General features: G+C 42.1%; 17 protein-coding genes and 1 pseudogene. 5 read left to right on the top strand and 13 right to left on the bottom strand.

Features of this window, described 5'->3' with window-relative positions; genetic code table 11:
• Positions 1-35 precede the first annotated feature (35 nt).
• From P5G61_RS29400 to P5G61_RS29345, 12 genes are all read right to left on the bottom strand, one after another.
• Entirely contained in the window at positions 36-1,331 is a 1,296-nt protein-coding gene (locus P5G61_RS29400) for an arsenical efflux pump membrane protein ArsB (protein ID WP_024634597.1), read from the bottom strand.
• Positions 1,332-1,438: 107 nt separating this feature from the next.
• The gene (locus P5G61_RS29395) at positions 1,439-1,765 is read right to left on the bottom strand and encodes an ArsR/SmtB family transcription factor (RefSeq protein ID WP_024634430.1); all 327 of its coding nucleotides are present in this window, start codon (positions 1,763-1,765) and stop codon (positions 1,439-1,441) included.
• Between the two features lie 157 nt (positions 1,766-1,922).
• Positions 1,923-2,246: an ArsR/SmtB family transcription factor gene (locus tag P5G61_RS29390; protein WP_024634429.1), complete on the bottom strand. Its 324-nt coding sequence runs from the start codon at positions 2,244-2,246 to the stop codon at positions 1,923-1,925.
• A 124-nt stretch (positions 2,247-2,370) separates the two neighbouring features.
• Positions 2,371-3,123 carry a phosphate ABC transporter ATP-binding protein PstB gene (gene pstB, locus P5G61_RS29385; RefSeq protein WP_024634428.1) on the bottom strand — a complete coding sequence of 251 codons (753 nt, stop codon included), beginning with the start codon at positions 3,121-3,123 and terminating at the stop codon, positions 2,371-2,373.
• 19 nt (positions 3,124-3,142) lie between these two features.
• Positions 3,143-4,036, bottom strand: coding sequence for a phosphate ABC transporter permease PstA (gene pstA / locus P5G61_RS29380; RefSeq protein WP_024634427.1), 894 nt, complete (start codon positions 4,034-4,036; stop codon positions 3,143-3,145).
• Positions 4,037-4,954, bottom strand: a complete 918-nt coding sequence (gene pstC, locus P5G61_RS29375; protein WP_024634426.1) for a phosphate ABC transporter permease subunit PstC — start codon at positions 4,952-4,954, stop codon at positions 4,037-4,039.
• Positions 4,955-5,037: 83 nt separating this feature from the next.
• Positions 5,038-6,027, bottom strand: a complete 990-nt coding sequence (locus P5G61_RS29370) for a PstS family phosphate ABC transporter substrate-binding protein (RefSeq protein WP_024634425.1) — start codon at positions 6,025-6,027, stop codon at positions 5,038-5,040.
• Between the two features lie 122 nt (positions 6,028-6,149).
• Positions 6,150-6,578, bottom strand: a complete 429-nt coding sequence (locus tag P5G61_RS29365) for an arsenate reductase/protein-tyrosine-phosphatase family protein (RefSeq protein ID WP_024634424.1) — start codon at positions 6,576-6,578, stop codon at positions 6,150-6,152.
• Positions 6,578-7,297, bottom strand: a complete 720-nt coding sequence (locus P5G61_RS29360; protein WP_152532790.1) for a winged helix-turn-helix domain-containing protein — start codon at positions 7,295-7,297, stop codon at positions 6,578-6,580. Before P5G61_RS29360 ends, P5G61_RS29365 begins: the two co-directional genes overlap by 1 nt.
• A gap of 336 nt (positions 7,298-7,633) precedes the next feature.
• Positions 7,634-9,040, bottom strand: a complete 1,407-nt coding sequence (locus tag P5G61_RS29355; RefSeq protein ID WP_024634422.1) for an NAD(P)-binding domain-containing protein — start codon at positions 9,038-9,040, stop codon at positions 7,634-7,636.
• Between the two features lie 80 nt (positions 9,041-9,120).
• Positions 9,121-9,579, bottom strand: coding sequence for a MarR family winged helix-turn-helix transcriptional regulator (locus tag P5G61_RS29350; protein WP_175395102.1), 459 nt, complete (start codon positions 9,577-9,579; stop codon positions 9,121-9,123).
• Positions 9,580-9,626: 47 nt separating this feature from the next.
• The gene (locus P5G61_RS29345) at positions 9,627-10,694 is read right to left on the bottom strand and encodes a flavin-containing monooxygenase (RefSeq protein WP_024634062.1); all 1,068 of its coding nucleotides are present in this window, start codon (positions 10,692-10,694) and stop codon (positions 9,627-9,629) included.
• A gap of 311 nt (positions 10,695-11,005) precedes the next feature.
• On the opposite strand from P5G61_RS29345, the pseudogene P5G61_RS29340 reads away from it, so the two are divergent.
• Positions 11,006-11,543, top strand: a pseudogene (locus P5G61_RS29340) (cupin domain-containing protein).
• Between the two features lie 82 nt (positions 11,544-11,625).
• On the opposite strand, the gene P5G61_RS29335 reads toward P5G61_RS29340, so the two are convergent.
• Positions 11,626-12,168, bottom strand: coding sequence for a recombinase family protein (locus P5G61_RS29335; RefSeq protein ID WP_024634061.1), 543 nt, complete (start codon positions 12,166-12,168; stop codon positions 11,626-11,628).
• A 163-nt stretch (positions 12,169-12,331) separates the two neighbouring features.
• On the opposite strand from P5G61_RS29335, the gene P5G61_RS29330 reads away from it, so the two are divergent.
• The 4 genes from P5G61_RS29330 to P5G61_RS29315 all read left to right on the top strand — a co-directional run bounded on the left by P5G61_RS29330 (position 12,332) and on the right by P5G61_RS29315 (position 16,595).
• Complete coding sequence (locus tag P5G61_RS29330; protein WP_024634060.1) at positions 12,332-13,795, top strand: SulP family inorganic anion transporter; 1,464 nt, start codon at positions 12,332-12,334, stop codon at positions 13,793-13,795.
• Positions 13,796-13,811: 16 nt separating this feature from the next.
• The gene (locus tag P5G61_RS29325; RefSeq protein WP_024634059.1) at positions 13,812-14,231 is read left to right on the top strand and encodes a universal stress protein; all 420 of its coding nucleotides are present in this window, start codon (positions 13,812-13,814) and stop codon (positions 14,229-14,231) included.
• Between the two features lie 105 nt (positions 14,232-14,336).
• Positions 14,337-16,070 (top strand): ribonuclease J, encoded by a 1,734-nt coding sequence (locus tag P5G61_RS29320; protein WP_024634058.1) that lies wholly within the window; start codon positions 14,337-14,339, stop codon positions 16,068-16,070.
• 3 nt (positions 16,071-16,073) lie between these two features.
• Positions 16,074-16,595: an NUDIX domain-containing protein gene (locus P5G61_RS29315; protein ID WP_024634057.1), complete on the top strand. Its 522-nt coding sequence runs from the start codon at positions 16,074-16,076 to the stop codon at positions 16,593-16,595.
• Positions 16,596-17,019 lie beyond the last annotated feature (424 nt).

The following is a 17,019-nucleotide window of genomic DNA, read 5'->3' as shown; positions in this document are numbered from 1 at the left end:
ATCGTCTCCTCGTTGTTTGAATTATAGAATGCTTTTTATAGAATGCTTAACCACAGATACAGACCCAATAGCGTAATAAGCAGAGTCGGAACGGTGATCATGATACCTGTCTTAAAGTAAGTGCCCCATGAAATTTTGACGCCTTTCGTGCTAAGTACATGAAGCCAGAGTAGCGTCGCCAGTGAACCGATCGGAGTAATCTTGGGACCCAGGTCTGATCCAATAATATTGGCGTAAATGAGCGCCTCCCGAACCTTTCCTGTAGCCGTTGTTGCATCAATGGCAAGCGCATCAATTAGCACGGTAGGCATATTGTTCATCAAGGATGAAATAATTGCCGCAATAAAGCCCATACCCATCGTTGCAGCAAACAATCCTTGATCCGCCACAGCCTGAATGACCACGGCTAGGAGATCCGTTAAACCCACGTTACGTAGACCATAGACCACGACATACATGCCGATGGAGAAGAATACGATGGCCCACGGCGCTTCTTTGACAACCAATGTAGTCGGTACAGCAGAACTGCGGGAAGCCATGAACAGGAAGAATATCGCGACAACACCGGCCACAAGGGATACGGGAATACCGACGAATTCACTGGTGAAGTATCCAATGAGCAGAACTCCCAAGACCACCCACGACAATCGAAACATTTTCATATCTTTAATGGCAGATACTGGAGGTTTCAATTCACTGGCATCAAAACGTTTGGGAATACTCTTTCGGAAGAAGAGATACAATACGCCGATACTCGCAACCAGTGAGAACAGATTCGGAACAAACATCCTTCCTGCGTACTCCATGAATGTAATGCCAAAGAAGTCAGCAGATACAATGTTGACTAGGTTACTTACAACCAGTGGCAAAGAGGTCGTATCCGCAATAAATCCGCTGGCGATAATGAATGGAAATACTTTTTTCTCATCGAAATTCAGTGCGCGTACCATGGCTAGAACAATCGGTGTCAGAATCAGTGCGCCTCCGTCATTGGCAAAGAAGGCAGAAACCACAGCACCCAAGATTGAGACGTAAACAAACATCCGGACACCATTTCCGTGAGCAGCCTTGGCCATATGTAAGGCAGCCCACTCGAAAAATCCGATACGATCCAGAATTAACGAAATCAGAATGATCGCTACAAACGCAAGCGTGGCATTCCAAACGATTTGCGTCACATCCCAGACGTCTTGGAGATTGACCACACCCACAAGTAAAGCAAGAATTGCTCCGCCGCAAGCAGACCAACCAATGGACAGGTTTTTAGGTTGCCAGATGACGAGGACTAACGTAATTAAAAAGATAATGCAGGCCATGACGACAGAAAACACAAGTTCTACCTCCTCTAATCAAGTGCAGTATAGCTAATAACATTCTCCTCATACCTTCATGTCATTCAATTATTATATAATGATGTACTTATATAATGATCAAAAGTTCAACTACAAATGCGAGGTACGTCCACCTTGTTCAGAGTCCGGAGAATGTTTTGGGAATGAGGCATGGCGTCCAGAACGGTTTTGATATAAGGTGTATCATCCACATTTAAAGAATAGTAGACCCACTGTCCTCGTTTATTTTCCTTAACCATCCCTTGATCCTTTAATTTACGTAAATGCTGACTAATCCCCGGTTGAGAAATATCCAAGACATCAACAAATTCGCAAACACACCAATCCCGATCTTTAAGGAGCGTCAACATGGTTAAACGGGTTTTGTCTCCCAAGAGCTTTAGTTTGTCTGCCGCTTCATGTATGGTCTTCAATTGAATTCCTCCTTCCAGACGGTATATAATCGAATAATTATATTATAATATAGTTATTTAATTGTATCAACCCTTTACCGTAAAAAAAGTGTGCGTCGACTCCATGGTATAAAGAGTCCACGCACACCGTTTTATTCGGTTGAGTATTCAGCCTCCCTTAACACTGGGAACCGACTCCTTTTTTCCCCAAAGACAGCAGCACAGTTTCCTGATCTGGCATCTGATCGAGCACCGCTTTAATATATGGCTTATCTTCTACATCTAAGGAATAGTATACCCACTGCCCCCGGCGTGTTTCGCTAACAATCCCCTGAGACTTTAATTTGCGTAAATGTTGGCTAATTCCGGGTTGAGACATATCAAGTACTTCAACAAAATCACATACACACCATTCTTTCTCTCTTAAGAGAATGAGCATGGTCAGACGGGTTTTATCTCCAAGCAACTTTAACTTATCTGAAATTTGTTCAATAGATTCCATTTGCGTTCATCCTTCCCTGCGTTCAACAATCCTAACTGATATATAAGTTTATATTTATATTCTAAAGCAAGGATATGTTGAAATCAAGGAAGTCAGTGTAATGCTTCTTTCGTGAACATAACCTTCAACCAAAACGACCTGCAACATAATTCTCCGTTTTTGGATTTTTCGGGTTACTAAATATTTGGCTTGTGTCGTCGTATTCAATCAGTTCTCCATCCAGAAAAAAGGCACAATGATCTGAAATCCTTGCAGCTTGATGCAAGTTGTGAGTCACCATCACAATCGTATAGGATTGTCGAAGTTCTTTAACGAGTTCTTCAATTTTAAGGGTGGATAACGGATCTAATGCAGCAGTAGACTCATCCATCAGCAAAATTTCAGGATTCATCGCCAGAGCTCGGGCGATACATAAGCGCTGCTGTTGTCCTCCTGAAAGCTGCAGAGCGGATTTTTTTAGCAGGTCTTTCACTTCGTCCCATAAAACCGCTGCTTTCAGACTCTTCTCCACAATATCATTCAACTCGGGTTTGCGGGTAATGCCGTGTAACCGAGGACCATAAGCGATATTATCATAGATTGATTTGGGAAACGGATTAGGCTGCTGAAACACCATTCCCACTTTTTTTCGGAGTAGTTCCACACGCACTTGATCATCATAGATAGCATGCCCCATAATGCGAATATTTCCTTCAATTCGCACCCCATCGATACGATCATTCATCCGGTTAATGGTTCGAAGAAGTGTTGATTTTCCACAGCCCGAAGGACCAATAAACGCAGTAATGGAATGTTCAGGTACATCTAGACTAATATTTTTCACAGCCTGTTGCTGTCCATAAAATACACTCAAGTCTTGAATTTGAATGGCGTTCATACAATATGTCTCCTTAAAATTACAGGTTTTTCTGATATTTATTTCTCAATACAACGGCAATCAGATTAAGTGTAAGCAGCAGAATGAGCAGAACAATAATACCACTCGCGGCTAAATCGTGAAACGAAGTCTGCGGTTTGGATATCCAGTTGTATACCTGTATAGGAAGCACCGTAAATTGGTCCATCAGATTACTAGGTAAAAAGGCTACATAGGTTAAAGCTCCAATCATCACCAGAGGAGCCGTTTCTCCGATTGCTCTGGACACTGCCAAAATGATCCCCGTCAAGATCCCTGGAAAAGCGGACGGAAGGACAGAACGTTGTACGGTCTGCCATTTGCTGGCTCCCAGTGCAAAAGAAGCATCTCTGCGGGAACCTGGAACGGCTTTTATCGCTTCTTGTGCAGACACGATAATCACCGGAAGGACAAGCAGTGTCATGGTTAATGCCCCGGATATCAGACTTCGCTCCAGGTTTAATCCTCTCACAAAAATGGTGAGTCCCAGGATACCATAGACAATGGATGGAACTCCGGCAAGTGTACTAATATTAAGCTGTATTAGTCTAGTCAGCCTGTTTTTCTTTGCGTACTCTTCCAAAAATATAGCTGCTCCGACACCAATAAGAAATGAAATTGGAGCCATGATACAGACCATATAGAGCGTTCCAACGAGGGCTGACTTCAAGCCAGACCCCTCTGCCCTGCGAGAAGGGTAATTGGTAAATAACTCAGGAGTAAATGTAGCAACTCCGTCAATCATAATATCGATAATAAGAAGCATAAGTGCAAGTACCCCGACGGACGTCGCCGCCAGAAACAAAATTTTCATCCAACCGTCTCTTTTTTTTCTGGCCTGAACCTGTTTTGTTTCTGTACTCTGGATGTTCTGCTTCACAACCGTTTCAGGCATTTAGTAGACCTCCCTATATCTTTTCGATACAGCCGCAGCAATGATATTTAAGATAAGCGTGATTACAAACAACGTAAGACCTACAGCAAAAATAGATCCATACGCTAGTGATCCATGCGGAGTATCACCCAAACTCACTTGCACGATGTAAGCTGTCATGGTTTGAATACTATCAAGTGGGTTCGCCGTAAGCTGAGGAGTCGCACCTGCTGCAACAGTTACAATCATGGTCTCTCCTATAGCACGAGAAAAGGCAAGAACAAATGAAGAGATAATTCCGGATAATGCTGCAGGAAGAACAACTTGTACAGCCACTTCAAATCGTGTTGCCCCCAGCGCATAAGCCCCGTATCGCAAACTGCTGGGCACAGCTCTCATGGCATCTTCGCTGAGTGATGAAACCATAGGAATGATCATCACGCCAACGGCAATTCCTGCACTTAGGGCATTAAACAGACTCGTTCCGGGAATAAGCGTTTGAATGACAGGGGTAATAAAGCTTAAGGCAAAATATCCATAAACGATGGTTGGAACTCCGGCCAAAACCTCTAGCACAGGTTTCACGATGTTTCGTACTCGCAGTGTTGCATATTCACTCAAATAAATGGCTGTTGCCAGCCCTACAGGGATGGCAATACAACAAGCAATTAGCGTGACCATCAATGTTCCAAACATTAACGGAACTACCCCAAAGCTTACTGGCTGAATTAACGGCGCCCAAGTCGTACCTGTTAAAAATTCAAGAATCGGCACCTGCTTGAAGAATGCAATGGATTCTGAAACGAGTGTGTATACGATGCCTATTGTTGTAAGGATGGACACCAATGCACATAAGAATAAAAGGAAAGGCATCACATAATCTGCGTATCGCACCTGGTTAGAGCGAAAAGGATGATTTCCTTGGGGTATTGTGTTCATATCAGCTCTCCTCATTAAAAACTAAAGCGTGTGTGACGCCTCTTGGTCCCCAAGAAGCATCACACACGTTAAGGTTTACGCGGTTACTTTAACTTCTCCAAATCTTCCTTATACATTTCTTCTGGCAAACGAATATAGCCGACCTCTTCTGACAATTCAGCAGCATTCGTCAAGTAGTATTCAACAAATGCCATAACTTCAGGATTTTCCAGCTTTTGTTTGTTCACATAAATATAAAGCGGTCTGGATAGAGGTGCATAGGTCCCATCATTAATCGTTTCGTGTGTAGGTGTAATTGGACCGTTTCCTCCATCAATGGGAACCACCTTCAACTTGTCCTGATTCTCTTCATAGTAAGCAAATCCGAAATACCCAAGGGAATACTTCTCACCTGCCACACCTTGAACCAGTGTATTATCATCTTCACTGAATGTAACTTGCGCATCGTTCCGGCTTTGCTGCGCTTCCTCGTTTACCGTTTCTGTGAAGTAGTCAAATGTTCCTGAATCGGCACCTGGTGAGTAGATTTTAATATTCTCATTTGGCCATTCACTGCGTACGTCACTCCATTTCATGACTGTACTTCCAGGTTTGAAGATGCTGTGCAACTCTTCTACAGTCAGATGATCGACCCAGTCATTCTCGGGATTGACCAAGACGGAAAGACCATCATATGCAACTTCAAGTTCCAGATACTCTACGCCATTTGCTTTCGCATTTTCGGCTTCTTCCGGTTTAATTGGACGGGATGCATTATTAATCGCCGTCTCTCCGTTAGCAAATCGTTTAAACCCGCCTCCTGTACCTGAAACACCAACGGTGACACGGACATCTCCATGTTCTTTACCAAACTCTTCAGCTACCGCCTCAGTAACGGGATATACCGTACTTGATCCGTCAATATCCACCGTTCCTGTCAATTTTTCCGAGGTGCCTTGTTCTTCTGATGTAGCGGTTTGTCCATTCCCTGAACTCTCGTTACTACCTGTACTAGCTGTACCCCCTGCGCATGCTGACAAAGATAGTGCTCCTACCAGCACCAACAGCATATAAAACCATTTTCCCTTTTTCATGATCCCCATCGCTCCTAAAATTTAATGTTTATATACACATATCATTATTAGTTTATATGATTAAATGAATTCTCCTTTTGTGTTAAATCTGTGTAAAAGGTTTAGCCACAATCGTTTTGGATTCAAAAAGTCCGGAGTAATCCATATTCGTTTAGCAATTCCCTCACGTACATTTTGATCTCTTCTCTAGTTTGACGAACAGCAAGGATCGTAGGATTATTTACAGCGAGTGGATCGGTAATCGGCCATACTCGGTAATCCAGACCAAAAGGGATTACGGGACAGGCCTCTCTGGTCTCATCGCACAGTATAATAATAACGTCGGAATCTACAAATGAAATCATATTGAGGAGCTTGCCCGACTCTTCATGACAAGGTACATGTTCTTCCTGAAGAACTTGAATGGTAAGTGGATGAACAGGCCTCGGATCTATGCCGCCGCTATCTACCTGCACCTGTTTGTCCGCATAGAAAGAAGTATACGAAGCCGCGAGCTGACTTCGACAACGATTATGTGTACACCAGAAAAATATTCGTTTGGGCTGTTTCATTAACTCACTCCTTTAAATTGCAAGCAATATCCAAAGTTTCGTTTGGTTTGAATATGAATCAAATCATCAAATATCTCTATCTTCCGCCGCAGTTCATTCACGTAATACTCAACACGCCTCCGGTCCAGTACAATGTCTTTCGCTAGCAAAAGTTTTAGCTGTTCAGCCGATGTATACTGCTCTGGCCGTTGAAGAAGTTGCATTAATAGATAAATTTCTGCCTTGCGTAGTGCCTGACGAACATGCCCCAAACGTATCTCCATACAATCGAGATAAATTTCAATTTCATTTAACTTAAATGCTTTATGTTGAACAGATACTTGCCAGTCATAAGGTCGAATCTTCATTCTGTACTTGGCCCAAATCAACTTTAGTTTCAAGTTCAATTCCTCAAATTCAAAAGGAACGTTAAGATTTTCCTTAACAAAATCTAAACCTTCTCCAGCTTCATTTCTTTCATCATCAACGGGCGTCTCAGCAAGCAAGAGAATTGGTGGCGTATGTCGAAAAGACTGTATTGTCAAAAGAATATCCCTCTCCTTGGCTTGCTTCGAATCTAAAATAATCAGATCCAGATGACTCGAATCTGTATAGTGTCTATCTTCAAAGTTTTTGACGTGGTATCCTTGCTTGGATAAACCGAATTGCAATAAGCTGATCATCATTGGATTATGATGAATAACTAAAATTTGTTTTGGTACAAAGTCCATCCATTCCATAAGCAAAATCACACCTTCTTCCGTAGACTATAATCAATCTTCTTGAGATACTTAAGTGTCGATAAAAAACTCTATTTCAGACAAATATAAGCCTATGCTTATATTGTAATACTCAATTTACCTAAAGCAAATGGTTTTACAGAAATTTTACAAAGGGCTGGTTTTCAGCAATCCTGATTGGGTGGCTAAAAGATAACCATATCAACATAATTACCGTTTGAAGAAGTAGATCGAGCCATAATAATCTTGACGGAAGTAGGAAAATTCAAGAAGAATATAAAAAGGTACGTTAACAAATAGGTTGTTAACGTACCTTTTTTGAAATTTCAACTCATATCATCCTTCATTAGAACAAGAGGAACTGCAATCACCGGTGGCTTGCACTTGCTTTGCTTGTGGACGACTGACACTGCATACCCCTGTTTCAGGCAGATCGAGTTCTACTTTTGCAGCAGCCTCCAGATCACCCGCCAGAAAAGCAACTACAGATCGAACTTGTTCGTAACCTGTGGCCATCAGGAAGGTCGGTGCACGGCCATAACTTTTCATACCCACAATATACAGGCCTGGTTCTGTATGACGCAATTCCTTTTCCCCATGAGGTCGAACGGTACCGCAACTATGAATGTTCGGATCGATTAGCGGAGCCAACGCTTCCACACTTTCTGTTGCCTGGTCAATGCTCAAACGTAGTTCGCCAAGAAAGGAAAAGTCAGGTCGGCTTCCTGCATTCACAATGATTTCATCCATGTGCTGCAGTTCGCGGCTTTCCCCAAGCTGCTCTCCACTAATAGTGATTCTCTCCCCATCTTGCTTCAACTCCTGAATGTGGAACGGGGTGACCACACTAACCTTTCCGGAATCCACCAATTCATGCATGCGACTGCCTAATTCCCCCCTAGCTTCCAGTTGATCATTCGCTTCTCCACCATAAGCTTCCTCTACTTGATCTCTTCGCATAATCCAGGTCAGTTTGGTATGAGCATTCGTTTCTTGCAGTTTAGCTAAATCAAGTAAGGTATTTAAGGCTGAATGGCCGCCACCTACGACAGCAATATGTTTACCCGTATAGCGCACTTGATCGGCCCCAAGTACATCCGGTATACCATAGAATATCTGTTTATGAAGAGATTGCTCCTGAGAAGTCAGTACTCCGCTTGAAAGCACCGGATTTGCTTTTCCCCAGGTTCCCGAAGCGTCAATGACAGCTCTCGCCTCATATTGTTTGGCCTTGCCTTTTTCTTCTACATAGATGACAAAAGGTTGTTGTTCTCTACCGGGTGTTTTCATTTTATCTGTATTTTTGCGACTGATCCCAACAACACGTGTATTCAAATGAAGATCGGAGTTTATCTCGGGTAACTCAGCGAGTGGTCGTAAATACTGATCACGCAGCTCATGTCCCGTCGGTAATTCGTCTGGAGATGGGGCAATCCACCCATTCTTCGTCAACAACCTTTCTGCTGCTTTATCTAGGTTATACTGCCATGGCGAAAATAGACGAACATGGCCCCACTTGGAGATATTCTCACCTACTTTACTCCCCGCCTCAAAAATGATAAATGATTGGCCAGCTTCAATCAGATGTGCCGCTGCTGCCAGACCAATAGGCCCAGCACCAATGATGGCTACAGGTAAATGAGATAGCTCTCCTTGGTGTACAGGATCTTGAAGAGAGATCTGCTTTTCCATGAGCGTAGGTTCACAACAGGACTCGACTGGTTTAAATTCAATGTTTTTCATTTCAAATGACCTCCAGTAGTTAGTTAAATATATTTGCAACCTACAAGTATTAGAGAAATGTAACGGGGTAATAATGCTCATTACCCCACTGACGTACAGCACATTTTCGATTTTAACATACTCTCATTAAGCAGTTTAACAGATTGCATAACGATTGCTTTTTCTGTATCAGTCATGAAAGAAAAAACCTCTTCCAGATGTGTATTCATCCGATGATCTATAGCTGTCGCTACAAACTTCCCCTCTACCGTCAATCTCAGAATGTATACTCTCCGATCTTCAGGATGAGGTGTTTTTAAGACCAGGTTTTTCTTAATCAACGTCTGTATTTGACGACTAAAGGTTGTAATATCCATGGCTAGCGTTTCGGCAATTTGTTGCATAGATGGCTCATGTTGATGGTCAATTTCATATAGGATATGACTTTGGATTAAAGATATTTCCTGCTCTCCAACCGTGCAACAATTTTTATCCAGCAAGCCGAAGCGACGTACCATGATCTGTAATAACTCTCTTGGGTTTTGGTTATCCGGCAACATGATCACCTCTTGGTGTCTATTATAATCATATTATTTGTATATTGCAACTATTTTAAATTATTCTGCTTTTCTAAATTGTTTTGGATATGCTTAACGACATACTCAGCATCTGGCCCCACACCCCGAAGAGTTGCTGATGCAAAGGAGCGCTGTCCAGACAAGCCTACAAAATAAAGTCCGGGGATTGTCTTGCTAATCCCGTTCTTTTGCTCGGGTTCGCCTTGACCATCCAGTCCACCTAATGCATCAATATAAGAAACGTTGGAACGATATCCTGTCGCGAAAATGACGGTTTGGACCTCTTCTTGTGTTCCATCAGACCAGATCACACCTCTGTCATAAAATGCGGTGAACATTTTCTTTTGTTTCGGGTTCCCCGCTTTAAGCCGCTGCTTATATCCATCCAAATCCAGAACGGATGACCCGTTTGCAAATGACTTCCCAAATTTCCAAAACGAATCGATCCCCGTTAGCTTAAACCAGAAGTGAATATCCTGGCCCAAGAGACGCTGCGGGATTAGTGCTACTGGTTCTCTCACAGCAAGTGTTGTTTCAGCTACTTCGGATAGTTCCATCGCAATCTGAACCGCGGAATTTCCTCTCCCTACAACAATGACCGATTGATTATGAAAAGGGGCCGGTGTTCGATACGTCGCGGAATGTAAGATTTCTCCCTCAAATTGTTCATGGTTTGGAATCGAAGGGGTATAGGGTCTACTAAACGATCCAGTTGCCAAAATCAGATTGCGAGCCACGTATTTCTTTCCACTTGAAGTTGTTACTGTAAAAACCCCGGATTCTTTGGATACTTGATCTACATGGCTGTTATAAACCAAAGGCAATCCAAAATGAGAAGCATAGTCCTTCAAGTATTGAATAACTTCATCACGTTGTGGGTATCGATCCCCTGGAGAATCTATCGAAAGCCCCGGCAGAGACGAGTACTTGGCCGGTGAGAATAACTTCAAATTATCGTAATACTGTGGCCACGCCCCTACCGCTGCTCCTCCTGCCTCCAAAATCAAAAAAGACAGCCTTTTCTTTTTTAAATGATAACCGGAAGCAAGTCCTGCCTGACCTCCACCAATAACAATGACATCCCAGATTGGCTCCATAACACATCTCCTTCAAATATAATTAGAGTGATTCATTCTTACAAGGTATGTACTCGTTTAGTATAATTGTTTATTTGCAAATTGCAAGTATATTTCTTCGATGACTAGTTATCTCATCTAAAAAGCTACCCTGGAAGTGTTCATTAAAACGCTCGGTAAAAAAATTATAACGTTTACTTACGTAAACGCTCCACGTCATAAAACCAATGTAAACATGTAGGCTTATGCCCATTATTGCAAATGTTGTATACCTTTCTATAGGCGGCTGCATAGGGTGTGAGTAGATATTTCACCAAAGAAGGAGAATGACTATGTACCCTAAATTATCAAATCGAAATCAATGGCATAATCCAGTGCCTAACATCCGGAATAACAACGGACAGGTCCTCACCCCTCCGTATTGCCATGGAAATGTGAACCTTAGTCACCCTGGTGGAAATATAGAAATAAGAGATTATGGACAACAACCACTTGTAATCAATATTGATCAAGCTACAAAGTATAATCAAAATTATCGTACGGCTCTATGGACAGGAAAGCACTTTCAAGTGACTCTGATGAGTATCCGTGTTGGCGAAGATATCGGTCTGGAAGTCCACCCGACAACCGATCAATTCATACGGATTGAAGAAGGTCAGGGACTTGTGCAAATGGGAGACGAGAAAGACAAATTGAATTTTCAAACGATGGCCTGTGAGGACTATGCCGTTATGGTGCCTGCTGGAAAATGGCACAATATCCAACACAGGCAGTATACCTCTTAAAGTGTACGTGATCTATGCACCGCCTGAGCATCCTTATGGGACAGTGCATGGAACAAAAGCCATTGCCATGTCTTCTGAAAGTTAGTTGATCGTATTCTAATGCAATTTACAAAAGCCTGATTTCTCTTCATCGTCGTGGAGAAAAATCAGGCTATTTCTTAATTTAATTACTTATCGAGGTATCGATACAGCGTTGTTTTGCTAATACCTGTTTCTTCACGAATTTCAGCAAGACTGTACTCTTTACTTTCATACATTTGTATCGCCTTCATTACGTTCCCATCCAATTTACGAGGACGACCTAACTTCGTCCCCTTTTCCTTCGCTTCATCCATTCCTTTTTTCGTGCTTTCACTGCTTAAATCTCCTTGGAAGTCAAGTAAAGCCTTCACATGCTCCAGAAAAATACGACCAGAACTGTCCTGTGTATTCAAATTTTCATTCAGAGAATACAGATGGGCCTCTCGCTTTTGAAATTCCTTCAGCAGATCGACAAGATGTTTTGTAGAGTCAGCTAAGGAGAACAATCGAGTAACAACGACGACATCTCCTGCTTCGAGCTGGTTCATCATGGCATTTAGCTGCGTTCTTTGCTTTGCAGATGAATGTTCTTCCTTCAATATTCGATCACAGGATTTCCGCTTTAAAATTTCGTGTTGATTTTGACAATTCGGGTCATCCTGTGAAGGTCTCATATAGCCAATAATCATGTTAAAACTCCTAACTGCAACTGACATTATAAAATTATAACACAAAATAAGAACCGAAATGGTTCCTTTTTGGGACTTCCTGTGATAAGATCAATATACTTCAACCGGATATGACTTTTAGTCGAGTAAGAGTCATAAAAAAAGATAAGGAGTGGAAGTACACGTGATTGAACGGATTAAGAAAGATTGGTTCTCTAATATTCGAGGGGACATATTAGCCGGGATTGTAGTGGCATTGGCACTCATCCCCGAAGCCATTGCATTTTCTATTATTGCTGGTGTAGATCCCATGGTGGGTCTGTATGCATCGTTTTGTATTGCTGTCATCATCTCATTTATTGGTGGCCGACCAGGGATGATTTCGGCTGCTACTGGAGCCATGGCCTTACTTATGGTTCCTTTGGTCAAGGAACATGGCGTTCAGTATTTACTGGCTGCCACCATTCTTACTGGGGTTATCCAATTGCTTTTTGGCGTATTCAAAATCGGGAAACTCATGAAATTCATCCCGAGGGCTGTCATGATCGGTTTTGTGAATGCTCTCGCTATTCTGATATTCATGGCACAAGTTCCCCATTTTGTAGGCATATCTACGCTGACCTACATCTTCGTTGGAGTTACCTTACTTATTGTATATGTTTTACCCCGATTCTTCAAAGCCATTCCAGCACCTCTTATTGCCATTGTGGTTCTAACCGCAGCTGCCATTTGGGGGAACCTGGATTTGGGAACGGTTGGAGAGCTAGGTATTATCACACAATCTCTTCCCTCATTCTTTATTCCCGATATTCCTTTTAATATCGAAACATTGCAAATTATATTCCCTTATTCTATTTCACTGGCTATTGTCGGGTTGGTTGAATCTCTATTAACGGCTTCCATCGTGGATGATATGACGGGAACGAACAGTAACAAAAACAAAGAAGCTCGCGGACAAGGAATTGCTAACGTCATTACCGGTTTCTTCGGCGGTATGGCAGGCTGCGCCATGATTGGACAGTCTGTAATCAACGTCAAGTCTGGTGGGCGAGGAAGGTTATCTACACTCGTTGCAGGCGTATTCCTCATGTTCCTTATCCTTGTACTTGGCGGTGTCGTTGTTCAGATCCCTATGCCTGTACTCGCCGGGATCATGATCATGGTAGCCGTCGGAACATTTGACTGGTCTTCCTTCTCTTATCTCCGTAAAGCTCCAAAAAGTGATGCACTCGTGATGCTAGTCACCGTTATTGTTGTTGTAGCAACCGATAATCTTGCACTAGGTGTCATTGTCGGCGTCATTCTCAGTGCCATCTTCTTTGCTTCTAAAATTTCAAAGGTGAGTGTGAAGCAGCTCTCAACGGAGAAAAACGTAAGATTTGATGTGTCGGGTCAGCTATTCTTTGCATCGGTGGAAGGTTTTATTGAATCTTTTGACTTCGAGATTGCGGATTCGGACATTAGTATTGATTTTTCAAATGCACATATTTGGGATGACTCAGGTGTAGGGGCTGTCGATAAAGTAGTCATTAGATATCGGGAGAATCATAACCGAGTTAAGATTAAAGGACTGAATACGTCAAGTGAAAAACTCGTAAATAAGTTAGCGGTTTATCAAGATCCAAATGCACAATTAAAATCACATTAAGGTAGGAGAGATGAACATGTATCAACATATTCTACTTGCTGCAGATGGTTCTAATAATGCCATTCGGGCAGCGAAAGAAGCCGCTTATATTGCATCCTTAATCCCTGATGCTGAGGTCGAGATTCTGTTTGTTGTAGACCTGTCCAAGGTCAAAGATGAAGTGCTCCATTCTCAGAATCATGAGGAAATTGAACTGAAACGTAAACAGAAACTTATGCCTGTTCAGCAAGAACTTACAGAGAAACATGTGAACTATCGAGTTACCTTCGTAAATGGAGATCCTGGTCCTACGATTGTTGATTACGCGAATAAGAACAGCGTTGATCTGCTTATTATCGGTAGCCGGGGACTGAACTCCTTACAGGAATTCGTACTTGGAAGTGTGAGTCATAAAGTCGTTAAGAGGGCTCATTGTCCAGTTATGATTGTGAAATAGATGATGGATATGAAGCACAGGACCTCTGCAATTGCAGAGGTCTCGCTTCTTTTTCTAAAGGAATTAGATTAGATCATTTAAACGTTGACTGGAGGAGAGGAAATCTTGGAACACTCCAAATTAAAGACTCAAAAACCACAAAAAACATCACGCTATCTTCCTCCTGCTGTACGTATTTTTGCGCTTGGAGGTCTCGGGGAAATTGGAAAGAACATGTATGGGATCGAATATAAAAATGAAATCATTTTGATTGACGCAGGTTTGAAATTCCCCGATGCCCATATGAACGGTGTAGATTACATTATTCCTGATATACGTTACTTGCTGGACAAGCCTCAACAGATTAAAGCTCTTTTCCTTACTCACGGACATGAAGATCATATTGGCGCTATTCCCTATTTACTCAGACATCTTTCGTTTCCAATCTATGGCGGTGCACTAACAATCGGCTTGGTCAAAGCCAAGTTGGAAGAGCACAAGTTAACGAATTCAGTGGATTTTCATATCATTCAGGATCACGAACGCGTATCATTTCAGCAGCTTTCTGTTCATTTTTTCCGAACAATACACAGCATACCCGATGCCTTTGGTATCGTTGTAGATACGCCCTATGGTTCTATTGTGCACACAGGTGACTTCAAATTTGATATGACACCTGAAGGAAAGACAGCAGATCTTCATAAAATGATGCAGTTAGGTGAAAAAGGTGTGCTTGCTTTGCTGTCTGATAGTACCAACAGTGAACGCGAAGGTCAGTCTCTTTCAGAACAAACAGTGGGTGAATCTGTTTTGGAATTAATCCAGCAATGTGAAGGCCGAGTTTTGTTTGCGACTTTTGCATCCAATGTCCACAGGTTACAACAAGTCATTCATGCTGCTTCAGAGTGTAATCGGAGAATTTTAATACTGGGCCGCAGTATGGAAAAAATATTCTCCATTGGTCAAGAACTTGGACACCTTCATATACCACAAGGTATGTTAATGAATATGAAGGAAATCCACACCACTCCACATCATCAAGTCATCATTTTATGCACGGGTAGTCAAGGAGAGCCTAATGCAGCTTTAACCCGTATTGCAGCCGGCTCCCACCGTCACGTTCAAATATTCCCAGGAGATATGGTTGTCTTTTCTTCTTCTCCGATCCCTGGTAACGTCATTCAAGTCAATCGAAGCATAGATATGCTGATGCGTTCTGGAGCCGCTGTCCTCTACGGAGCAGAGTATGACATTCATACTTCAGGGCATGGATCACGGGAAGATTTAAAACTGATGATACGGACCATGCGCCCGAAATATTTCATACCGATCCATGGAGAATATCGAATGCTGGTAAGTCATCAAAAACTAGCTGAGCAAGTTGGAATACCCTCCAACAGAATCTATGTATTGAACAATGGAGAGCCTCTCCTCATTACTAAATATCATGCTCGAAAAGGAAGGAATCTCCCTTCGGGATCGTCATTTGTGATACGTGGTAAAGTTGAGAGGCATGAGCCTGAACTCATTGATGAACGCAATAGATTGGCTAAGGATGGTGTACTTATTGTAGCACTTGTCTTAAACAATGAGACATGCCAAATGATATCAGGGCCTGATCTCATTAGCCGAGGGTTTGTCTATGTACGAGATGCTAACGAACTGATGAAAACAGCAGAATCACATTTGAAATCCGCACTATATGGACTAGAGCAGAAAAAAGAAGCCCGCTGTGGGATTTGGGAAAGGAAGATCTCAGAAGTACTCCAGAACTTCTTTTACTCACAATTACAACGAACTCCTGTGATTTTCTCTTCCATTCATAGCGTTTCACATCCTACTCAAGTAAAGGACGACTAAACAATGAGAATGATTCAAAAGTTAATTCATCCCGATACACCTGATCCAAATGGCCGAATGTTTGAACGAAAAGCAGCACGTGGCATTATTATGCGTGGTTCTGAGATTCTTCTACTCTATACCCGTAGATATAATGACTACAGTTTTCCCGGAGGTGGTGTGGAAGCGGATGAGGACCTACTAAGTGGGCTAAGAAGAGAAATTGCCGAAGAAACCGGAGCTACCCAGGTTGAGGTAACAAACGAGTTCGGCTACATTGAAGAGTATCGTCCCCATTACAAACCCGAATATGATCTGATCCATATGTTATCTTATTATTATGTTTGCAACATTCATGAACAGCTTGGAGAAGCCAAACTCGAAGATTATGAAATGAACAATGGGATGTCTGCCGTCTGGATCGACATTCATCAGGCCATTAAGCATAATCGGCAGGTAATATTGAATAAAGAGGCTTCCATGGGATTTTCCATTGAAAGAGAGACGATTGTTTTAGAGTTGATTGCATCTGAATTAATCTTTTAGATTAGAATATTAGACTCGCAATGTAATTTGTAATGGCCCCACATTCATGTCCTCAACCAGGACATGAATGTGGGGCCATTAAATTAAACTAACCTGTCTATAACGAACTATCTTATGAAAGTTCGATATAATTATTAGAGTTGAAGCCATCTAGTTACATCTTCAGATATAAGACCATTCTGACGATGTGTGACAGGCATTTCACTGATTTGTAATAAAAAGTAACTATCATGCGTCCGCAGACACTCAAGAAGGTACTTATCTAACAAATCAATATCATCAGCTGTTTTAATTAAATACACTCTGTCATGAAGATGTTTGACCTCAAACAGGTGTTCAAGATGAAAGTTTATACACTCCTCAGTCCATCCTTCATTTTTAGGCTTATAAGAAAACAAATAGAGTTTAGATATAATATTCGCCC

It is taken from the genome of Paenibacillus vandeheii (genome assembly GCF_030433635.1).
Classification (GTDB): domain Bacteria; phylum Bacillota; class Bacilli; order Paenibacillales; family Paenibacillaceae; genus Paenibacillus; species Paenibacillus vandeheii.
Note: the sequence above shows the minus strand (reverse complement) of the source record. Positions and strands in the feature narration are given on the sequence as shown.